This is a genomic window from Ekhidna sp., from assembly GCF_965247405.1.
Classification (GTDB): domain Bacteria; phylum Bacteroidota; class Bacteroidia; order Cytophagales; family Cyclobacteriaceae; genus Ekhidna.
Window position 1 is genome coordinate 1,172,791 of the sequence record NZ_OZ252014.1, and the last position, 15,718, is coordinate 1,188,508.

The window sequence follows — 15,718 nt, forward strand, 5'->3', positions numbered from 1 at the left end:
TGTGATTTGTATGAGCGGTATAAAATGATCAATCAGCCCTGATCAAATTTTTCCTTTAGTTTTATGTTATCCAAACGCCTTAGCTTGAAAGCCTTACTCCGTACGCCTGAGAAATATGAAGAGAGTGAACTTGCCAGTGTTGCCAGAGCATTAAATGTTGGTCTTTTACTTCTGTCATTTTTCCTGATAGTTGTTTTCACTCGACAGGTTCTACAGCGTGATTATAACATGATGATGCTGATAGGACTGGGTATAGTAGTTTCCTTCATTTCCAGATGGTTGTTTCTCCGTGGGCACCTAAAAAAGTCAACGATGATGGTAGCAATTTTCTTTACCGTGCTGCTTACCATCATTTGTTCTTTCGGAAACGGCATTCATGACATTGGGCTGATTGGCTTTCCTATCCTTATAGGTTTTTCAAGCATACTTCTTGATCAAAAACAGTTAATTATATCCTCTGTCTTAAGTGTTTTAGGTCTAACATGGCTAGTGCTTGGGGATCGGCTTTCGCTTTTTGAGCCTATTCCTGTTCCTGTAGGTGAACTCGGTGATTTTATTATTGCAAGCCTAATGATCACAATAGGAGGGCTGGTTGCATTCAGCTTGACCAGCAATATGAAGGACTCCCTGAAAAAGGCAAATAAAGAAATCGATTCCAGTAGAAATGAAGCACTCCACCTTTCAGATCAAATTGATCAGAAAGAAGAGATAATTGAGGAAATTCATAAAGCGGTGATCAATAGCCTGGGTCACATCCGGCATCTCATAGATCATAGCCCCAAAGAAACAGATGAATTGGTGAAAGTTTATGAAAGCCTGAGGAGAAAGATCCTTGTAATTGAAGCAGCTCATGGTATTCTACTTACAGATAAGGCCCCCATTCTACTAGATATAAAGGAGCTGACAAAAGAGATTTTAACCAAATATGAAATCAGCCTATCTACACCGGTTCTACAAGTGGATATAGATCAAGCCTCATGCATCATAAGCCTCGACCAGGCGATCCATTATGGTATTTTCTTTATCGAATTGGTTCATGAAGTAGACCACTACCCCTCAGATTCATTTAAGATAACCTTAACTATGCAAGAGGATCTAATACAGCTAAGGATTCATGGGTTTGAAAATGGACATCAAGAAAAGCTGAGCATTATCATGGATTTGCTATCAAGGCAGCTAAAGGGCAAACTCAGGAAGTCAGATCGGGAAATAATTCTTTCATTTCTACCAAGTACTAAAAAGTGAGTTCTAAGTGGTTACCATATGATCAAACACTGGACGCACATTCCAAAAAGGAGATTACTATTCTTTTAAAGACATTCCTTTTTATTATTCCATTGGTAGCGATAGCCCTGGCCATTGTGAATTTTTCACTTGGGCTAAATCATATTGCTCTATCTATCCTTACCGTCCCAATCTTTTGCCTGATCTCCCTGGCAGCTCTCTATAGAGGGATGATAAACCTTTCACTGATTATTCTTATTGTCATACTTATAATCGCTACAACACTCAGCTGTACGCTCGGTAACGGAGTTCATGAGACGGGCATTATCGTTTTGCCAGTCATCGTCTTATTTTCCAGTCTAATCATGAATGAAAGAGGGGTTATTCTCACCACCTTAACTGTAATTCTTAGTTTGGCTTTCATTGTTTTCGGAGAGCAGTCAGGGATTTTCCCATCAAGAAACGTACCTGCAGTTCGCTGGGTAGATTTAGTAGTGGTCTTAACCATCACCATCATTCACATCTTCGTTACTTATAGCTTCTCTAACATCACACGAAAAAACCTAAATCGGGCAAAAGCAGAATTAAAGAATCAGAAAAAATACAGAGATGAAATAAACGCCAATCTCAAGGAAAAATCTGAGTTGCTTCGCTTGGTACATCACAGAGTAAAAAATAATCTGTTGTTAATCAATAGTTTGATTGAACTGGAGACCCATGGAAACCCAAAAATAAAGGAAGAGCTATCCGAAGTAACAAAAAGTATTCATACCATTGCCCGTGCCCATGACCCACTCTATCATACAGAGGATTACAAACAAGTAGCCATTAAGCCTTACCTCGAGAAACTCATATCTTCTTTCGTACAGTCTATGGGGATTAAGGATCTGGAAATAAGTTTGGATGACAAATTGATATTTCATGAGAAGGCCATACTTATCGGCATTATACTCCAGCGCATTGTTAGCAATATTGAGCAAACAGACCTGGAAAAACTACAAGTAACATTACGTGCAAAAAAAGATCAGCTGACACTAAAACTTTCACTAACTAATGGCAATAACATCAGGAATTCTCAGAAATCTTTGATTGAATCTCTGGTAGAAGAAATCGAAGGGGATTTTGAGCTAGCACCTACTGAAGCTATTGTGATGTTTCAAGCTTAGCCCAGCTTGCTGAAATCCTTTACGTCCGCATCGGTAGTGAGAATGCGTTGGAAGATGGCATTTAAGTTTTCAAAATCCCATGGCTTGGTTACAAAGTCATGAATACCAAAATCGCCAATCGTTTCGTAAAGGTCAGCCTTCTTAATAAACCCACTCAAAATCATTCTTTTGATATTGGGATGAGAAGCGAAGACATCTTTTAAAAGCTCTACCCCGGACATATGAGGCATTCGGTGATCGGTTACAATCAGGTCAATCTTCTCTGTCTTCACAACTTCAAGAGCCTCTTGAGGACCCAAAGCAGTATGCACGTTATAGAGTCTTCTAAATGTTGACTTGAAGCCTCTTAAATTTGGCATTTCATCGTCCACATAAAGAATCGTGTATTCTTTTTCCGTTTTGGATGCTTTTCTGGCAGCTCTCCTGGCGGCTCTACGTTCTGCTCTTTCTTCTGCTGTGAGTGTTTCCATAGACAAAATTATTCTCTACAAAAATACAAGAAATACCGAGGATAGAATATCTATTTTTAGATAAGTAAAATACCTAAAATCCATCTTATCCAGTACAATCATTCTTGAAACATAATGCTAATTAAAATTTCCTTTTATCAAAAAATGAAAACGACAAATATTAAAAATCGTAGGCATAGATATGAAACTTCTATTAAGCCTTCCCCTCACCATTATCATATTTTGCTGTTCGCAGGCACCAAGCAACAATGAGGAGCAAACCGATTGTGAATGGTGTGGAGCAAACGAAGCACCAGACAATGCAACTTCTTTTACCGTGATTGCTGGAAAAAATGAGGCTGGTGAGCGAATAAAAATAACAGGGACAGTCTACAAGTCAGACGGTACTACACCTGCAGAAAACGTCGTTCTTTACCTGTATCATACCAATGCAGAAGGTATCTATCCGAGAAGAGGGAATGAGACAGGAAATGGGAAACGACATGGACATCTAAGGGGATGGATCAAAACTGGAGCCGATGGCAGGTATTCATTTGAAACCATCAAGCCTGCCGCATATCCAGGTAGAACTGAACCCGCACATATTCATATCACTGTAAAAGAGCCAAACAGTCCGGAATACTGGCTAAAGAGCTATCTCTTTGAAGACGATGACCTCCTCACCGATAAAGACAGAAAAAGTGACACAAAAGACGATCGATTTTATCATGTAATCAACCTAAGATTAAAGAATGATTTACTAATAGGGAGCAGAGATATCCGTTTAAAGAACTAGCCCGCAGACTTCATTGTAAATTTGAAGATCGTACCTTTTCCTTCAGGATTATCTTTTACAGAAATTTCGCCCCCGTTTTGGGTAATCAGATCATTGCATATAAACAAGCCCACTCCGCTACTCTTTTCATTATCAGTACCGCGTCGTTTATTGTCTTTCTTCATTTCAAAAAGATTGGCTTTCATTTCATCTGGAATCCCAATACCATTATCCCGGATTTCAATCAAAATGTTTCTGTCACTTTTCACATCCACATTAATATGACCTTCCTTCTCAGTGAATTTTACCGCATTTGATATCAAATTTCGAATGACAATTTTCAGTGCACCTTTATCAAACAAGCAAGCTGCATCCAAATCTCCCGAAACCTTCACATTGAGCTTCTTTTCTTCAATATGCCTGCTCATATTTTGCACAACGGACTCTACGACCTCCCTTAACTCAATTTCTTCCTGTTCGATCCGTTTGTTCTGAGAGGCTGCATGTCCCCATTCCATGAGCTCGTCCAGCATCTGAATAGTATGATCTACACTTTTGTCGATAGTGCCCATGAACTCCTTGACCTGTTCAACGCCAACCTGGTCTTCCTGCACCAAAGAAATTACACTTTTCAGGTTACTCATTGGCCCCCTGATGTCATGGCTTATGATTCTAATCAGTGTATCTCGCAATAAACTTGCCCGAGTGATTTCAGCTGTTTTTTCTTCCACTCGTTTCTCCAGGTTTTTATTTAACTCTTCGTTTTCCTTAAATGAATGTGCAAAGATTTCAGATAGGGCAATGGACTGAAAAAAGATGAAAATGACAAACCCTGAGTTAACCAGGTTAGGGCCGCCATCTATTTCCCAGACACCCAAAATCTTTGAGAGTTCTGCCATCACAAATAAAAAACACAATAGCGTTCCTGCCAGCACATACCAGGAACCAACTCTTTTCTCCTTTACTGCTTTGATCAGCAAAGTGTACATAATCACATAGGATAATAGTACCAGAATGGAATTGGCCGAAAGTGAGTGATAGTAAAGACTATATGGAGTAACAAGAACAAATAGTAATAGCAAGCCACAAAGAATAAGAAATCCATTTACGTAGCGCTTGATTGCCGAGAATGGATATAAGGTATAGCAAAACAAAACAGACAATGGAGCTCCCATATAACTACTGAAGTACTCAATCTTTCTACCCATCTCTAAAGACACATCCCGGAAGAACGTGAAAAAGATCATAGATCCATCATCCACCAACATGGCACGTATAAAAATTGAGAAAGACAATAAACCCAGGTAGAGATAATAGCTCTTTTTTACCTGTCGATAGAGGACCAAATTGTAGGCGGCAAAAGTGGCTATCGCCCCAATCTCCATCAATTCAATTAACTGCTGCATATACCTTTCTTGGCTAGTTGTAACTGGTAATTAAAGAATCCGATCGATAATAGACAAGCAGGTTCAGTATTTTTTCGACCATTCACTTTGATATCTACATATTTCTATATCTTTAGCTAACCTCAAACCAAGAAACTATGTCAATGTACTGTCTCGTGTGGAAGTATGAAGTGTCATCAGACCAAGCCAAGTTTGAAGAAGAATATGGCCGAAGCGGAAGCTGGTTCAAATTTTTTGAACCATGTGAAGATTATCTGGGTCATGATCTGATGAAAGGAGGTGACGGCAAAACATATATCCTCATTGACAAATGGATGTCCAAAGCAGACTATCAGGATTTTCTCGATGAAAATAAAGCAGCATATGATGAGTTGAATAAAAAGAACTCAGACCTGTATGATGTAGAGGAGACAGTCGGTGAGTTTGAATTGCTTCAATAGGTTTAAAAACCTGAAAAAAGAAAACCACGTTTGAGCTAGAAATCAAACTAACTCAAACATGAAATCCATAATCAAGTTTCTTTTCTTCTTTGTCGTAGTTGCTATCTGTTTCTTCTCATTTGTTCCAGCCACTGAATCTACTATGGAAAATGAGGAAGCGGTTAAAAAGGTTGTTTTAGAATCATACATCAATGGCGCATTCAATCAACTGGATGCTGAGTCTATGGAAAATGGTTTTCACAAGGACTTTGCGATCTATTCTGCAAAAGGTGAGGAGATCAGTAAGTATCCAATTGCTGACTGGGTGGCGGGGGTAAAAAAACGAAAGGCCGCTGATTATGATCCTGACGATGAGAAAAATATTTGGAAACACACCTTCGCTAGCATTGATGTTACAGGTGGAGCCGCTCAAGTTAAGGTGGAATTAAGAAACCAGGGTAAACATGTTTATACTGACTACTTAAGCCTACTGAAATTTGATAGTGGTTGGAAGATAGTAGCCAAAGTGTATCACAAACATTAAACATTAAGATACAGCCCCATTCACTTGGGGCTCTTCGTTTGGATTTATGCAAATCAGAGAAGCTATAAAGTCAGATGTGCCGGCCATTGTTGCCATGCTGGCTGATGATGAACTTGGTCAAAAACGGGAAGATTACCGTGAACCACTGCCATCCAGGTATTTTGAAGCCTTCGATAAAATAAATGGTGACCCAAACCAATACCTCATAGTGGCTGAGGATAGCAAGGGAATCATCGGGACTGCTCAGCTCACCTTCATTTCCTACCTCACCTATCGGGGAGGAGTTCGTGCTCAAATAGAAGCGGTCAGAATAAAATCAACCCGAAGAGGAACTGGATTGGGAGAAAAACTTTTCAGGTGGATGATTGATAAAGCAAGAAATGAGGGTGCTCATTTGATTCAGCTTACCACCGATAAGCAACGCCCCGATGCACTCAGGTTTTATGAAAAGCTAGGATTTAAAGCCACTCATCAGGGCATGAAAATGCACTTTTGAAGCCATTTAGAAGTCTACATCACCCCAAACGCTGGATTTAGCATAGGTAAAAAAACCTCGATCTATAATGATCGGAGACTGAATGTTATTGTGATATAACCCACCGGTACCTAACCCGTGAAACTCTTCATTTTGTGGATATAAGCTGGCAAATTGTGCAATGGCATTGAGGCCTAGATTAGACTCCAGATAGGATGTCACCCACCATTCTATCCCATGAATCTCTGCCAGGTCGATCCACTCTTTCACCGAAGCAAAGCCACCATGAAGTGTTGGCTTTAAGACCAGATAGTGAGGTTTCAGCTCCTGAATGAGATCAACACGATTGCGAGATCCATTGATGCCAATCAACTCTTCGTCCAACGCGATCGGTATTTCACTTCTGTTGCACACCAGTTCCATCGCCTCTGGCTGCATGGGCATGATTGGCTGTTCAATGGAGTGAATATTGAACCTGCTTAGCTCTTTCAGCTTGAATAGCACCTCATTGGTTTGAAATGCCCCATTGGCATCAAGCCTGATGATCAGATCATCCGATACCTCACGAAGGGATCTAATTATATTCAACTCGGTATCAAAATCCAGTGCCCCCACTTTCAACTTGATACAGCGAAAACCTGCTTCCAGCTTCTCCTCGATCTGTTGACGCATAAAATCTTTATCACCCATCCATACCAGTCCATTAATGGGAATCTTTATGCTAGGAAAATCTTTAGAGAAAATCTGTTTTTGACCTCCATTGATTAAATCTAAGAGTGCCATTTCCAACCCAAAACGAACACTTGGGATTGTAATCGGAACCAGTTGATCCACCACTTCATATACTTCTTCCTCTGTTTGAGGAGTCTCTTTATTGGCTACTTCCTTCTGTATCTTCCCTAAAATCTCCGGCACCTCCTCCACATCTTCCGGACTCAGGCGATGGATGGGCGCTATCTCCCCTATCCCAGAATTTCCGTTTTCATCCATCAGTTTGATAAACCAAACTTTTCTATTCATCATTTCTCCCCTACTTGTTCGCGCAGAGAATTTAAAATCAAGTGTGTACGGTTTAACTTCGAGCCTCAACATGAATCTAAAATTAGACGACTTTATTTACGATCTGCCTGAAGACAGAATTGCCAAGCATCCCGCCAAGGAAAGAGCTGGTTCAAAGCTCTTGTTCTATAATCAGGGAAAAATTTCACATCACGAATTTAAGCAGATAGACAACCTAATTCTGGATGATTCCCTATTGGTTTTTAATGACACGAAAGTAATTCCTGCCCGCATCATTATGCATAAAGACAGTGGTGCACGGATTGAAATCTTTTTATTGGAGCCAATAAAACCTTCTACGGTTCATGAGGAAGTGATGAATGCGAAGACAACCTGCACCTGGAAGTGCATGATAGGTAATGCAAAGAAGTGGAAGCTAGACACCTCATTAAAGATAGTTGATCTTGATTTGACGGCTAAACGAGTAGGACAAGATGAGGTGATGTTTTCATGGGAGAGCGAACTTACCTTTTCAGATCTCCTGACTGAGATTGGAAAAATCCCGCTCCCACCATACATCGATCGCGAAGTGGAGCATGAAGATGAAGAACGCTACCAGACGGTATATTCCAAAATGAAGGGAGCTGTGGCAGCTCCCACAGCCGGATTGCATTTCACCAATGAAATCATCGGATCTCTAAAAGAAAGAGGCATTAAAACAGACTATCTAACGCTTCATGTTTCTGCAGGAACTTTTCAGCCGATTAAAAGTGAAAACATTAGCGACCACCCTATGCACAATGAACAGATATGGGTAAGCAAACAGAATGTCGAAAGCCTACTAAATGCCAACAAAGTAATAGCTGTAGGCACTACCTCCATGCGTACACTGGAAAGCCTTTACTGGTATGGCACAAAGCTCCTAAGTGGGATCGATAACTTCTTTGTAGATAAGAGTGACCCATACACACTCAATGCAATAAAGAGAGAAGATGCGCTTCATGCAGTATTGGAAAAAATGGAAAAAACCGGAGTAGAAAAACTGGGTGGACACACAGAAATTTTCATCTACCCCGGTTATGAATTTCAAATTTGTGATGGACTGATAACTAACTATCACCTCCCCGGCTCCACACTCATTTTGCTTGTCGCATCATTCATCGGAGAGGACTGGAGAAAAGTATATGAGTCTGCTTTGGGTAATAACTATCGCTTTCTCAGCTATGGTGATAGCTCCTTGCTCATCCGGTAGGCGCTGATTTCATTTTTATACGCTGCTCCCTGAGATAATCCAAGGAAAACTTTCCACTACCAGTAATCGCTATCACAATTAATAACACCAGTGTAATGACTGCCGTCTGAAGCTCCATGTAGTTGCTTGCGGTGAGCATCTGCAAATAATTGAAGATTACCGCACCGGCCAGAATAGGGATATTCAATAGACACATCCAGCGTGTGAGTGCACCAGTCATTAAAATAATACCGCCTGCCATGTGGATGAAGATAATAGCATGCGCCAGGTGCGCTGCTACGAAAACCCAGCCTACCGACTGGATATTTGCTGTGAAACTGTCAAAGTTGCTCGCAAAAACAATTCCCTTGTAAGTGACAAACCCACCCAGAGCAATGCGAAGAAAATCTACCAAAATGGGCGGGTTGATCGATTCGATTTTTTGAATGATACCCATAGTATTTGGCGTTTGGTTTACCATAAGTTACTGAAAAAGAAACTGATATCCAATCCTCTTTCACTGGTAGGCTGGTAGCCGTGTTTCGTCGAAAGGAGTGAAAATACCCTAAATGTGGTATTGATAACCCGACCAAAACACCCTTGCTTTGTACCTGTAATCAATCACCAAATTGCTATGAGTCAAATATTAAGAAGTCTATCCGTCAATCGCATTTATGCTGAAATGACCGGCAAACTTTTGATAGTTATTTTGATTCTGGCACTATTGATTGGTTAAGATCGCTCTGATCACCGCACTAAACTTATTAGTAGTTAAACTTGAAAGCGCCTCGCCTGGCGCTTTTTTTTATGCCTTCTTTGAGGAAATTCTTTAGCTTAGAAGGCATGAAAAAGCTATTGATATCCCTCACCGTAATTCTATCTTTCTGTGTTTTCGCCCAGAAAAATCAACCTTTTCAGGATTTGGATGTATTCCAATTGGAATGGGTAGCCGACCCGCAAATCTCTCCTGACGGCTCTCAGGTTGTTTATCGAAGAATGGGAATGTCTATCATGGAAGACAAAAAAGTCGGTAATCTATGGGTCATCAATGTGGATGGCTCCAACCATCGAAAGCTCACCAGCTACGATGGCAATGAATCTGGTGCCCAATGGTCTCCGGATGGCAAGCGTATTGCTTACCAAAGATCCACAGATCAGGGTTCTGAAATTCACATCTATTGGATGGAAAGTGGTCAGACAGCACGCATCACCCAGCTGGAAAAATCGCCCGGCAGCCTTACCTGGTCTACGGATGGAAAACAGCTTTCCTTTACTATGACTGTGGCTCAAAAGCCTCCGGTCATCGTGAGTGGGCCGAAAAAACCAAATGGAGCCCAATGGGCAGATGCGCCTCGCATCACTGACAGAATGCGACATGAGGCTGATGGTTCCGGATACATTCCACCCGGATTCCGACACATTTTTGTGGTACCGTCGCTTGGTGGCACACCACGGCAAATCACCTCAGGTGATTACAATCATGGCAGCCCTGCCTGGACACCTGATAGCAGGTACATCCTTTGCTCTGGTAACCGATCGAATGACTGGGAGTATGACTTCCGAAACTCGGAAATCTATAAAGTACATGTGCAAACCGGCGAGATCACCGCTCTTACTGATCGCAATGGTCCGGACAGATCTCCGTCTGTTTCGCCGGATGGAAAAACCATCGCCTACTTGGGATATGAAGACAAAGTTCAGACCTACCAGCTTACGCAAATTCAACTGATGGACGTGAATGGAAACAACAAACGAACGTTATTGACTGATTTTGATCGAAGTATCTCTTCCATTACCTGGAGTGGAGACAGCAAAGGGTTGTACTATCAGTACGACGACAAAGGAAGAACCAAAATTGGCTATGCGGATTTGAGCGGCAACCAGCGACAGGTAGCGGATAATCTGGGGGGAGCCACCATCGGCCGACCGTATGGAGGTGGTTCATTCTCAGTCTCCGCTAAAGGGACAATTGCTTACAACTACACCCGGCCGGAACACCCGGGCGATCTGGCCATCGTTAACCGTGGCAAGTTCAGTCGGATTACCAACCTAAACGCAGACCTACTTGACTTTAGAGAGCTTGGGCAAGTGGAAGAGTTTTGGTGGAAGTCATCGCACGATCAGCGAGATGTACAAGGCTGGATCGTAAAGCCTCCACAATTTGACCCGAACAAAAAATATCCTCTAATCATCGAGAATCACGGTGGTCCAATTTCCAACTATGGTGAAAGATTTTCGCCTGAAATCCAGCTGTATGCAGCAGCAGGTTATGTGGTATTCTATCCTAATCCCCGAGGAAGCACCAGCTATGGTGAAGAATTTGGCAACCTGCTGTATCACAATTATCCTGGCAATGACTATGACGACATCATGGCGGGCATGGATGCTTTAATAGAAAAAGGTTATATCGACATGGATAATCTCTTTGTAACAGGAGGAAGTGCCGGGGGCATTATGACGGCCTGGATGATTGGAAAGTCTGACCGATTCAAAGCCTCTGCGGTGGTGAAGCCGGTGATGAACTGGTATAGCAAAACACTGGTGGCTGACAACTGGTATGGCTACTACCACAACCGATATGAGGGACTCCCATGGACGAACATGGAGCACTATATGAAATTTTCACCAATCTCGCTGGTGGGCAATGTGAAATGCCCAACGATGGTGATGGTAGGAATGGAAGATCTTCGGACTCCTACCTCGGAAGCCAAACAGCTTTATCATGCCCTGAAGTATCGAAAGATCGAGACCGTGCTGGTGGAGATACCGGGCTCATATCATAATATTTCTAACCGGCCAAGCCAGCTGATTACGAAGGTGGCCCATATCGTAGCATGGTTTGATAAGTATAAGAGTCAGTAGGCAAGAAATAGAAAACCCTCCAAATGGAGGGTTTTGCTGTTAGTATTTGAGAAAGCAATCAAAGCTCCAACGATGGAGGCAAGATCACCTTATCGATTACATGAACTACACCATTCGAGGCATTGATGTCTGCTTTCGCAACATTTGCATCATTAATCTTCGCCCCATTCTTTAGGCTTATTTTGATGTCGTCACCTTGTACCGTGGCTGCTGTCATTCCTTCCTTAAGGTCACCTGACATTACTTTCGCCCCAACTACATGGTAGGTCAACACTGCCGTCAGCTTGTCTTTATTTTCAGGCTTCAATAGCATATCTAATATTCCATCAGGTAGATTGTTGAATGCTTCGTTCGTAGGGGCAAACACAGTGAATGGACCGTTTCCACTTAATGTCTCTACCAATCCGGCGGCCTTCACGGCTGTTACCAATGTCGAGAGGGACTCTGTACCTACTGCCAGCTCTACGATGTTCTTGTCCTGTGCGTTTGCATTGATTGCAAGCATGCACACTAGTGCTACACTTGCCAAAATTGTTTTTACGTTTTTCATTGTATGAATTAAGATTTGACTTTGAAAAGCTTAAAGCACCAATGATTGTTTCGAATATTTCTAAAATTTAATATCGCACTCTGCTTACGTATGATTCTGACCGTTGATATGATTATTTTGAACAATTACGCGTAGAATTTACTGCTTCTTCTTAGCCAGTTCTTCATTAAAACACCACTAGTCTCAACAATTCATGAATGATTACAGAAAGGAAATCCATATTTTCCTGAACGATTTGCGCTGAGATGGATTGATTATGTAAACATAAACACGAAAACAATGAAGGTATTAATTATAGGCGCAAACGGAAAGATTGGAACCATATTATCACAAAAACTAAAAGGCACCCCGCACCAGCCCATTGCCATGGTGCGAAAGGAGGAGCAGCAAAAGACATTTGAGGACAAGGGAATCAAAACAGTACTCGCAGACCTGGAAAAAGAATTCGATCATGCCTTTGATGGCGTAAATGCGGTGGTATTTACGGCTGGTAGTGGTGCTCACACCGGGAAGGACAAAACTCACCTGATAGATCGAGTTGGTGCAAAGAAAGCGATAGACCTGGCAGTAAAACACAAGGTTGGTCGTTTCGTGATGGTGAGTGCGTTTGGTGCAGATGCCAGTCCTGATCAATGGCCGAAGAGCATGGCTCACTATTATGAAGCTAAGGCAGATGCGGATAAGCACCTTATGCAAAGTGGGCTAAACTATACCATCCTGATGCCGGGAAGACTGACTGATGAAAATGGCACCAACAATATTGAAATTGGTGAAAAGATCAGTCAGCGAGGCGGTAGCATCACCCGTGCGGATGTAGCCACAGTGGTTCACAAGTCATTGGATCATGAAAAAACGTATGGCAAGAATCTGGAATTACTGAGTGGAGAAACTCCCGTGGATGTAGCACTGAATCACCTGTAAGGGGTATCTACTTGGGAATGGAGAAGGAAATAATGGTTCCTTCTCCTTCGTCCGAGTTTACATCCAACTCGCCACCCAGTTCCTCCACAAGGTTTTTCGCATGTCCCAGTCCTACCCCCAGGCTATAGTCACCCATCCTTCCAATCGGGTGAAAAGAAGTAAACATTTCAAATACTTTAGGAATTTTTTCCTCTGGTATTCCAGGGCCATTATCTAAAACATAAAACTCATAGTGAAAATCCAGCTCTCGTGCACCGACCTCCACTTCTGCCATCGGCTTATCATTGTGCCTGATCGCATTGGACATTAGCTGCATGAGTATTTCTTCCAGCATAGCCCGATTAGTAGTTACAGATTTGATATGGAATACATAGTTGATCTCATAGTCATCTGATTGCGGGAAGCAATTTCGCAATCGTTCTCCCATCTCCTCCAGATCAATCATATCATTCTTTAATCGCTTCAGCTCAGGTATTTTTGCATGGTCATTAAGCGCCTCTACCATTTCCTTTAGTTTGCGGCCGGCCTCTTTCGCCGGTTTCAATTTTTTTTCTCCTTCTTCCCCGATTTGATCTCCATATTTCTTCATGAATTCATCATAGGTTTCTGCCATGATATTTAAGGGAGAATTAATTTTTGCAGCAGCGATATCAGCAAACTTTTGAAGCATTTCATTTTTAGCTTCAAGTCGAGCGTTCAACGACTTCAATTCAAAACGGCTTTTTCTTAACTCCAAAAGGCTCATCACCTGCTTTGATAGGACCTCCAGCGCTCTCACCTGACTTTCACTTAGCTCTTTGGGCTTCTGATCGATAACGCAGAGTGTACCTAGTGAGTGTCCATTTTGGGTTGTCAGCGGTACACCTGCATAAAAAACGATGTACGGATCCCCGGTTACCAGTGGATTAGCCAAAAACCGAGTGTCATCTCTGGCATCCTTAACGTAAAATAGCTTTTGAGGCTGCTCGATTGCATGCGCACAAAAAGAATGAATGCGAGGTGTTTCAGATACACTTAATCCGTGATGTGACTTAAACCACTGGCGCTCTTTATCCACCAGGGAGATCAATGAAATAGGTGTTTGACAAATTTCGGCTGCCAATGCGGTAAGGTTATCATAATCTTTATCTGAAAGTGTATCCAGAATGGAGTAAGATTCCAGTTCGAGAATCCGTTCATGTTCTTCCCTGGTCGTCATTTCTGGTAGAATTTGGTGATGATATTAAAAGTAGTAAAATGATTCTTTAAAACATAAAAAAGCCTCACACACCTAATGGTATGTGAGGCACAGCTTCAGTTCTGAATCCATCAAATGGTTTTCTGATTCTCATGAACACCCTCAGCGAATTCTTCGATCATTTTAGCATTAAAATCATCCAAATCTTCAGGTGATCGGCTAGTTACCAAGCCTGCATCTACTACTACACTCTTATCAATCCATTGTGCCCCAGCGTTTTTCAAATCAGTTTTGATGCTTGGAAAGGATGTCATCATTCTGCCATTTAATGCTCCTGTTTCAATTAGCACTTGTGGACCATGACAGATTGAAGCAATCGGCTTGCCCGCCTCAAAGAAGTTACTAACAAACGCTACCGTATCCTCATTTACTCTCAATAGATCAGGATTAGCTACACCTCCCGGGATTAGCAGGGCATCATATTCATCCGCACCGGTTTGTTGAACTTGCTTATCTACAGCCAACTCCATATTCCAGTTATCGTCTTTCCAGCTCCTAATTTTTCCTTTTCGCGGGGAAACAATAGTGACATTCGCCCCGTTCGATTCCAGCATCTCCTTGGGTGACGTCAATTCGGATTCTTCAAATCCGTCTTCAGAGAGTATTGCTACATTAATATCTTCAAGTGGTTTCATATATTCGTTTTAAATTTTGATTCGACATTTATTTACTATTACTACAAATGCGCTGAGCGATCGTTTGATTAAATCTGAAATCAAAATCCTATTTGGATTATCAGAAATTCATCCAAATATTCTATCATCAATAACTCAAGATAAATGGCAGAGGTACATTATACAGCATCGGAAGAAAGACTTAACGTGCTCACCCATGCACTGGGGGTGGTATTGAGCTTTGTTGGTCTTGTGTTGTTGCTGCTGAAGTCATCCGGACTTACCGAGCTAATTTCTTCCATGGTCTTTGCGGCAAGTCTGATCACCCTTTACACGGCCTCCACGCTATATCATTCATCAAAGGATCGGAACGCCCGAGCTCGTTTGCGCATATTTGATCATGCGGCGATTTATGTGCTGATAGCAGGAACGTACACTCCTGTCTGCCTTATTACTTTAAATGGAAGCATTGGCACCACACTTTTATGGATTATCTGGGGAGTTGGGCTTTCAGGGGTTATTCTTAAGTTGTTCTTCACTGGCAGATTTGACCGACTATCTACCATCATGTATATCGCTATGGGTTGGATCGCTGTTTTCGCCATCAAGCCACTACTATCCACAATGCCAACCGAAGGACTATTATGGCTACTGGCAGGCGGGTTCTTTTATACTTTAGGAGCTATTTTATATAGCATTCGGTCTATTCCAATGAACCATGCGACCTTTCACATTTGTGTGCTTGGAGGCAGTGCCTCGCACTACATTATGATTTATTTCCACATCTTATAACTGATCATCGAAAACCCATCCTAGTGAAGTAGGTAATAACATCTTCTTTTCTTA

Annotated in this window: 17 protein-coding genes; 10 read left to right on the top strand and 7 right to left on the bottom strand. The window is 41.9% G+C overall.

Annotated features, from left to right (window positions below; all coding sequences use genetic code 11):
• The first annotated feature begins 84 nt into the window (after positions 1-84).
• Together ACP14Y_RS05195 and ACP14Y_RS05200 are read left to right on the top strand one after the other, a co-directional pair.
• Complete coding sequence (locus ACP14Y_RS05195) at positions 85-1,245, top strand: hypothetical protein (RefSeq protein WP_424961907.1); 1,161 nt, start codon at positions 85-87, stop codon at positions 1,243-1,245.
• Positions 1,242-2,390, top strand: coding sequence for a histidine kinase dimerization/phosphoacceptor domain -containing protein (locus ACP14Y_RS05200; protein ID WP_424961908.1), 1,149 nt, complete (start codon positions 1,242-1,244; stop codon positions 2,388-2,390). Before ACP14Y_RS05195 ends, ACP14Y_RS05200 begins: the two co-directional genes overlap by 4 nt.
• On the opposite strand, the gene ACP14Y_RS05205 is transcribed toward ACP14Y_RS05200, so the two are convergent.
• Positions 2,387-2,860 (bottom strand): response regulator, encoded by a 474-nt coding sequence (locus tag ACP14Y_RS05205; protein ID WP_424961909.1) that lies wholly within the window; start codon positions 2,858-2,860, stop codon positions 2,387-2,389. The genes ACP14Y_RS05200 and ACP14Y_RS05205 overlap by 4 nt on opposite strands.
• A 181-nt stretch (positions 2,861-3,041) precedes the next feature.
• On the opposite strand from ACP14Y_RS05205, the gene ACP14Y_RS05210 reads away from it, so the two are divergent.
• Positions 3,042-3,635 carry an intradiol ring-cleavage dioxygenase gene (locus ACP14Y_RS05210; RefSeq protein WP_424961910.1) on the top strand — a complete coding sequence of 198 codons (594 nt, stop codon included), beginning with the start codon at positions 3,042-3,044 and terminating at the stop codon, positions 3,633-3,635.
• Here ACP14Y_RS05210 and ACP14Y_RS05215 read toward each other — a convergent pair.
• Positions 3,632-5,020, bottom strand: a complete 1,389-nt coding sequence (locus ACP14Y_RS05215; RefSeq protein ID WP_424961911.1) for an ATP-binding protein — start codon at positions 5,018-5,020, stop codon at positions 3,632-3,634. The genes ACP14Y_RS05210 and ACP14Y_RS05215 overlap by 4 nt on opposite strands.
• 137 nt (positions 5,021-5,157) lie before the next feature.
• Between ACP14Y_RS05215 and ACP14Y_RS05220 the strand changes: the two genes are divergently transcribed.
• The 3 genes from ACP14Y_RS05220 to ACP14Y_RS05230 are packed head-to-tail and all read left to right on the top strand — an operon-like array spanning position 5,158 to position 6,479.
• Positions 5,158-5,460: a hypothetical protein gene (locus ACP14Y_RS05220; protein WP_424961912.1), complete on the top strand. Its 303-nt coding sequence runs from the start codon at positions 5,158-5,160 to the stop codon at positions 5,458-5,460.
• Positions 5,461-5,518: 58 nt separating this feature from the next.
• Positions 5,519-5,983: a nuclear transport factor 2 family protein gene (locus tag ACP14Y_RS05225; protein WP_424961913.1), complete on the top strand. Its 465-nt coding sequence runs from the start codon at positions 5,519-5,521 to the stop codon at positions 5,981-5,983.
• A 46-nt stretch (positions 5,984-6,029) separates the two neighbouring features.
• Positions 6,030-6,479 (top strand): N-acetyltransferase family protein, encoded by a 450-nt coding sequence (locus tag ACP14Y_RS05230; RefSeq protein WP_424961914.1) that lies wholly within the window; start codon positions 6,030-6,032, stop codon positions 6,477-6,479.
• A 6-nt stretch (positions 6,480-6,485) separates the two neighbouring features.
• On the opposite strand, the gene menC is transcribed toward ACP14Y_RS05230, so the two are convergent.
• Positions 6,486-7,550: an o-succinylbenzoate synthase gene (gene menC / locus ACP14Y_RS05235; protein WP_424961915.1), complete on the bottom strand. Its 1,065-nt coding sequence runs from the start codon at positions 7,548-7,550 to the stop codon at positions 6,486-6,488.
• Between menC and ACP14Y_RS05240 the strand changes: the two genes are divergently transcribed.
• Positions 7,549-8,709 (top strand): S-adenosylmethionine:tRNA ribosyltransferase-isomerase, encoded by a 1,161-nt coding sequence (locus ACP14Y_RS05240; protein WP_424961916.1) that lies wholly within the window; start codon positions 7,549-7,551, stop codon positions 8,707-8,709. The two genes, menC and ACP14Y_RS05240, sit on opposite strands and share 2 nt — an antisense overlap.
• Here ACP14Y_RS05240 and ACP14Y_RS05245 read toward each other — a convergent pair.
• Positions 8,699-9,145 carry a DoxX family protein gene (locus ACP14Y_RS05245; protein ID WP_424961917.1) on the bottom strand — a complete coding sequence of 149 codons (447 nt, stop codon included), beginning with the start codon at positions 9,143-9,145 and terminating at the stop codon, positions 8,699-8,701. The genes ACP14Y_RS05240 and ACP14Y_RS05245 overlap by 11 nt on opposite strands.
• 386 nt (positions 9,146-9,531) lie before the next feature.
• Here ACP14Y_RS05245 and ACP14Y_RS05250 point away from each other — a divergent pair, with 386 nt between their 5' ends.
• Positions 9,532-11,550 carry a S9 family peptidase gene (locus tag ACP14Y_RS05250; RefSeq protein WP_424961918.1) on the top strand — a complete coding sequence of 673 codons (2,019 nt, stop codon included), beginning with the start codon at positions 9,532-9,534 and terminating at the stop codon, positions 11,548-11,550.
• 58 nt (positions 11,551-11,608) lie between these two features.
• Here ACP14Y_RS05250 and ACP14Y_RS05255 read toward each other — a convergent pair whose 3' ends face one another.
• A complete protein-coding gene (locus ACP14Y_RS05255) occupies positions 11,609-12,100 on the bottom strand; it encodes a fasciclin domain-containing protein (protein ID WP_424961919.1) in 492 nt (163 codons plus the stop codon).
• 279 nt (positions 12,101-12,379) lie between these two features.
• On the opposite strand from ACP14Y_RS05255, the gene ACP14Y_RS05260 reads away from it, so the two are divergent.
• Positions 12,380-13,021, top strand: coding sequence for an SDR family oxidoreductase (locus ACP14Y_RS05260; RefSeq protein ID WP_424961920.1), 642 nt, complete (start codon positions 12,380-12,382; stop codon positions 13,019-13,021).
• 7 nt (positions 13,022-13,028) lie between these two features.
• On the opposite strand, the gene ACP14Y_RS05265 is transcribed toward ACP14Y_RS05260, so the two are convergent.
• Positions 13,029-14,219, bottom strand: coding sequence for a sensor histidine kinase (locus ACP14Y_RS05265; RefSeq protein ID WP_424961921.1), 1,191 nt, complete (start codon positions 14,217-14,219; stop codon positions 13,029-13,031).
• A gap of 110 nt (positions 14,220-14,329) precedes the next feature.
• Entirely contained in the window at positions 14,330-14,893 is a 564-nt protein-coding gene (locus tag ACP14Y_RS05270; protein WP_424961922.1) for a type 1 glutamine amidotransferase domain-containing protein, read from the bottom strand.
• Positions 14,894-15,037: 144 nt separating this feature from the next.
• Between ACP14Y_RS05270 and trhA the strand changes: the two genes are divergently transcribed.
• On the top strand, positions 15,038-15,664 hold the full coding sequence (gene trhA, locus ACP14Y_RS05275) for a PAQR family membrane homeostasis protein TrhA (RefSeq protein WP_424961923.1): 627 nt from the start codon (positions 15,038-15,040) through the stop codon (positions 15,662-15,664).
• The last annotated feature ends 54 nt before the right edge of the window (positions 15,665-15,718 follow it).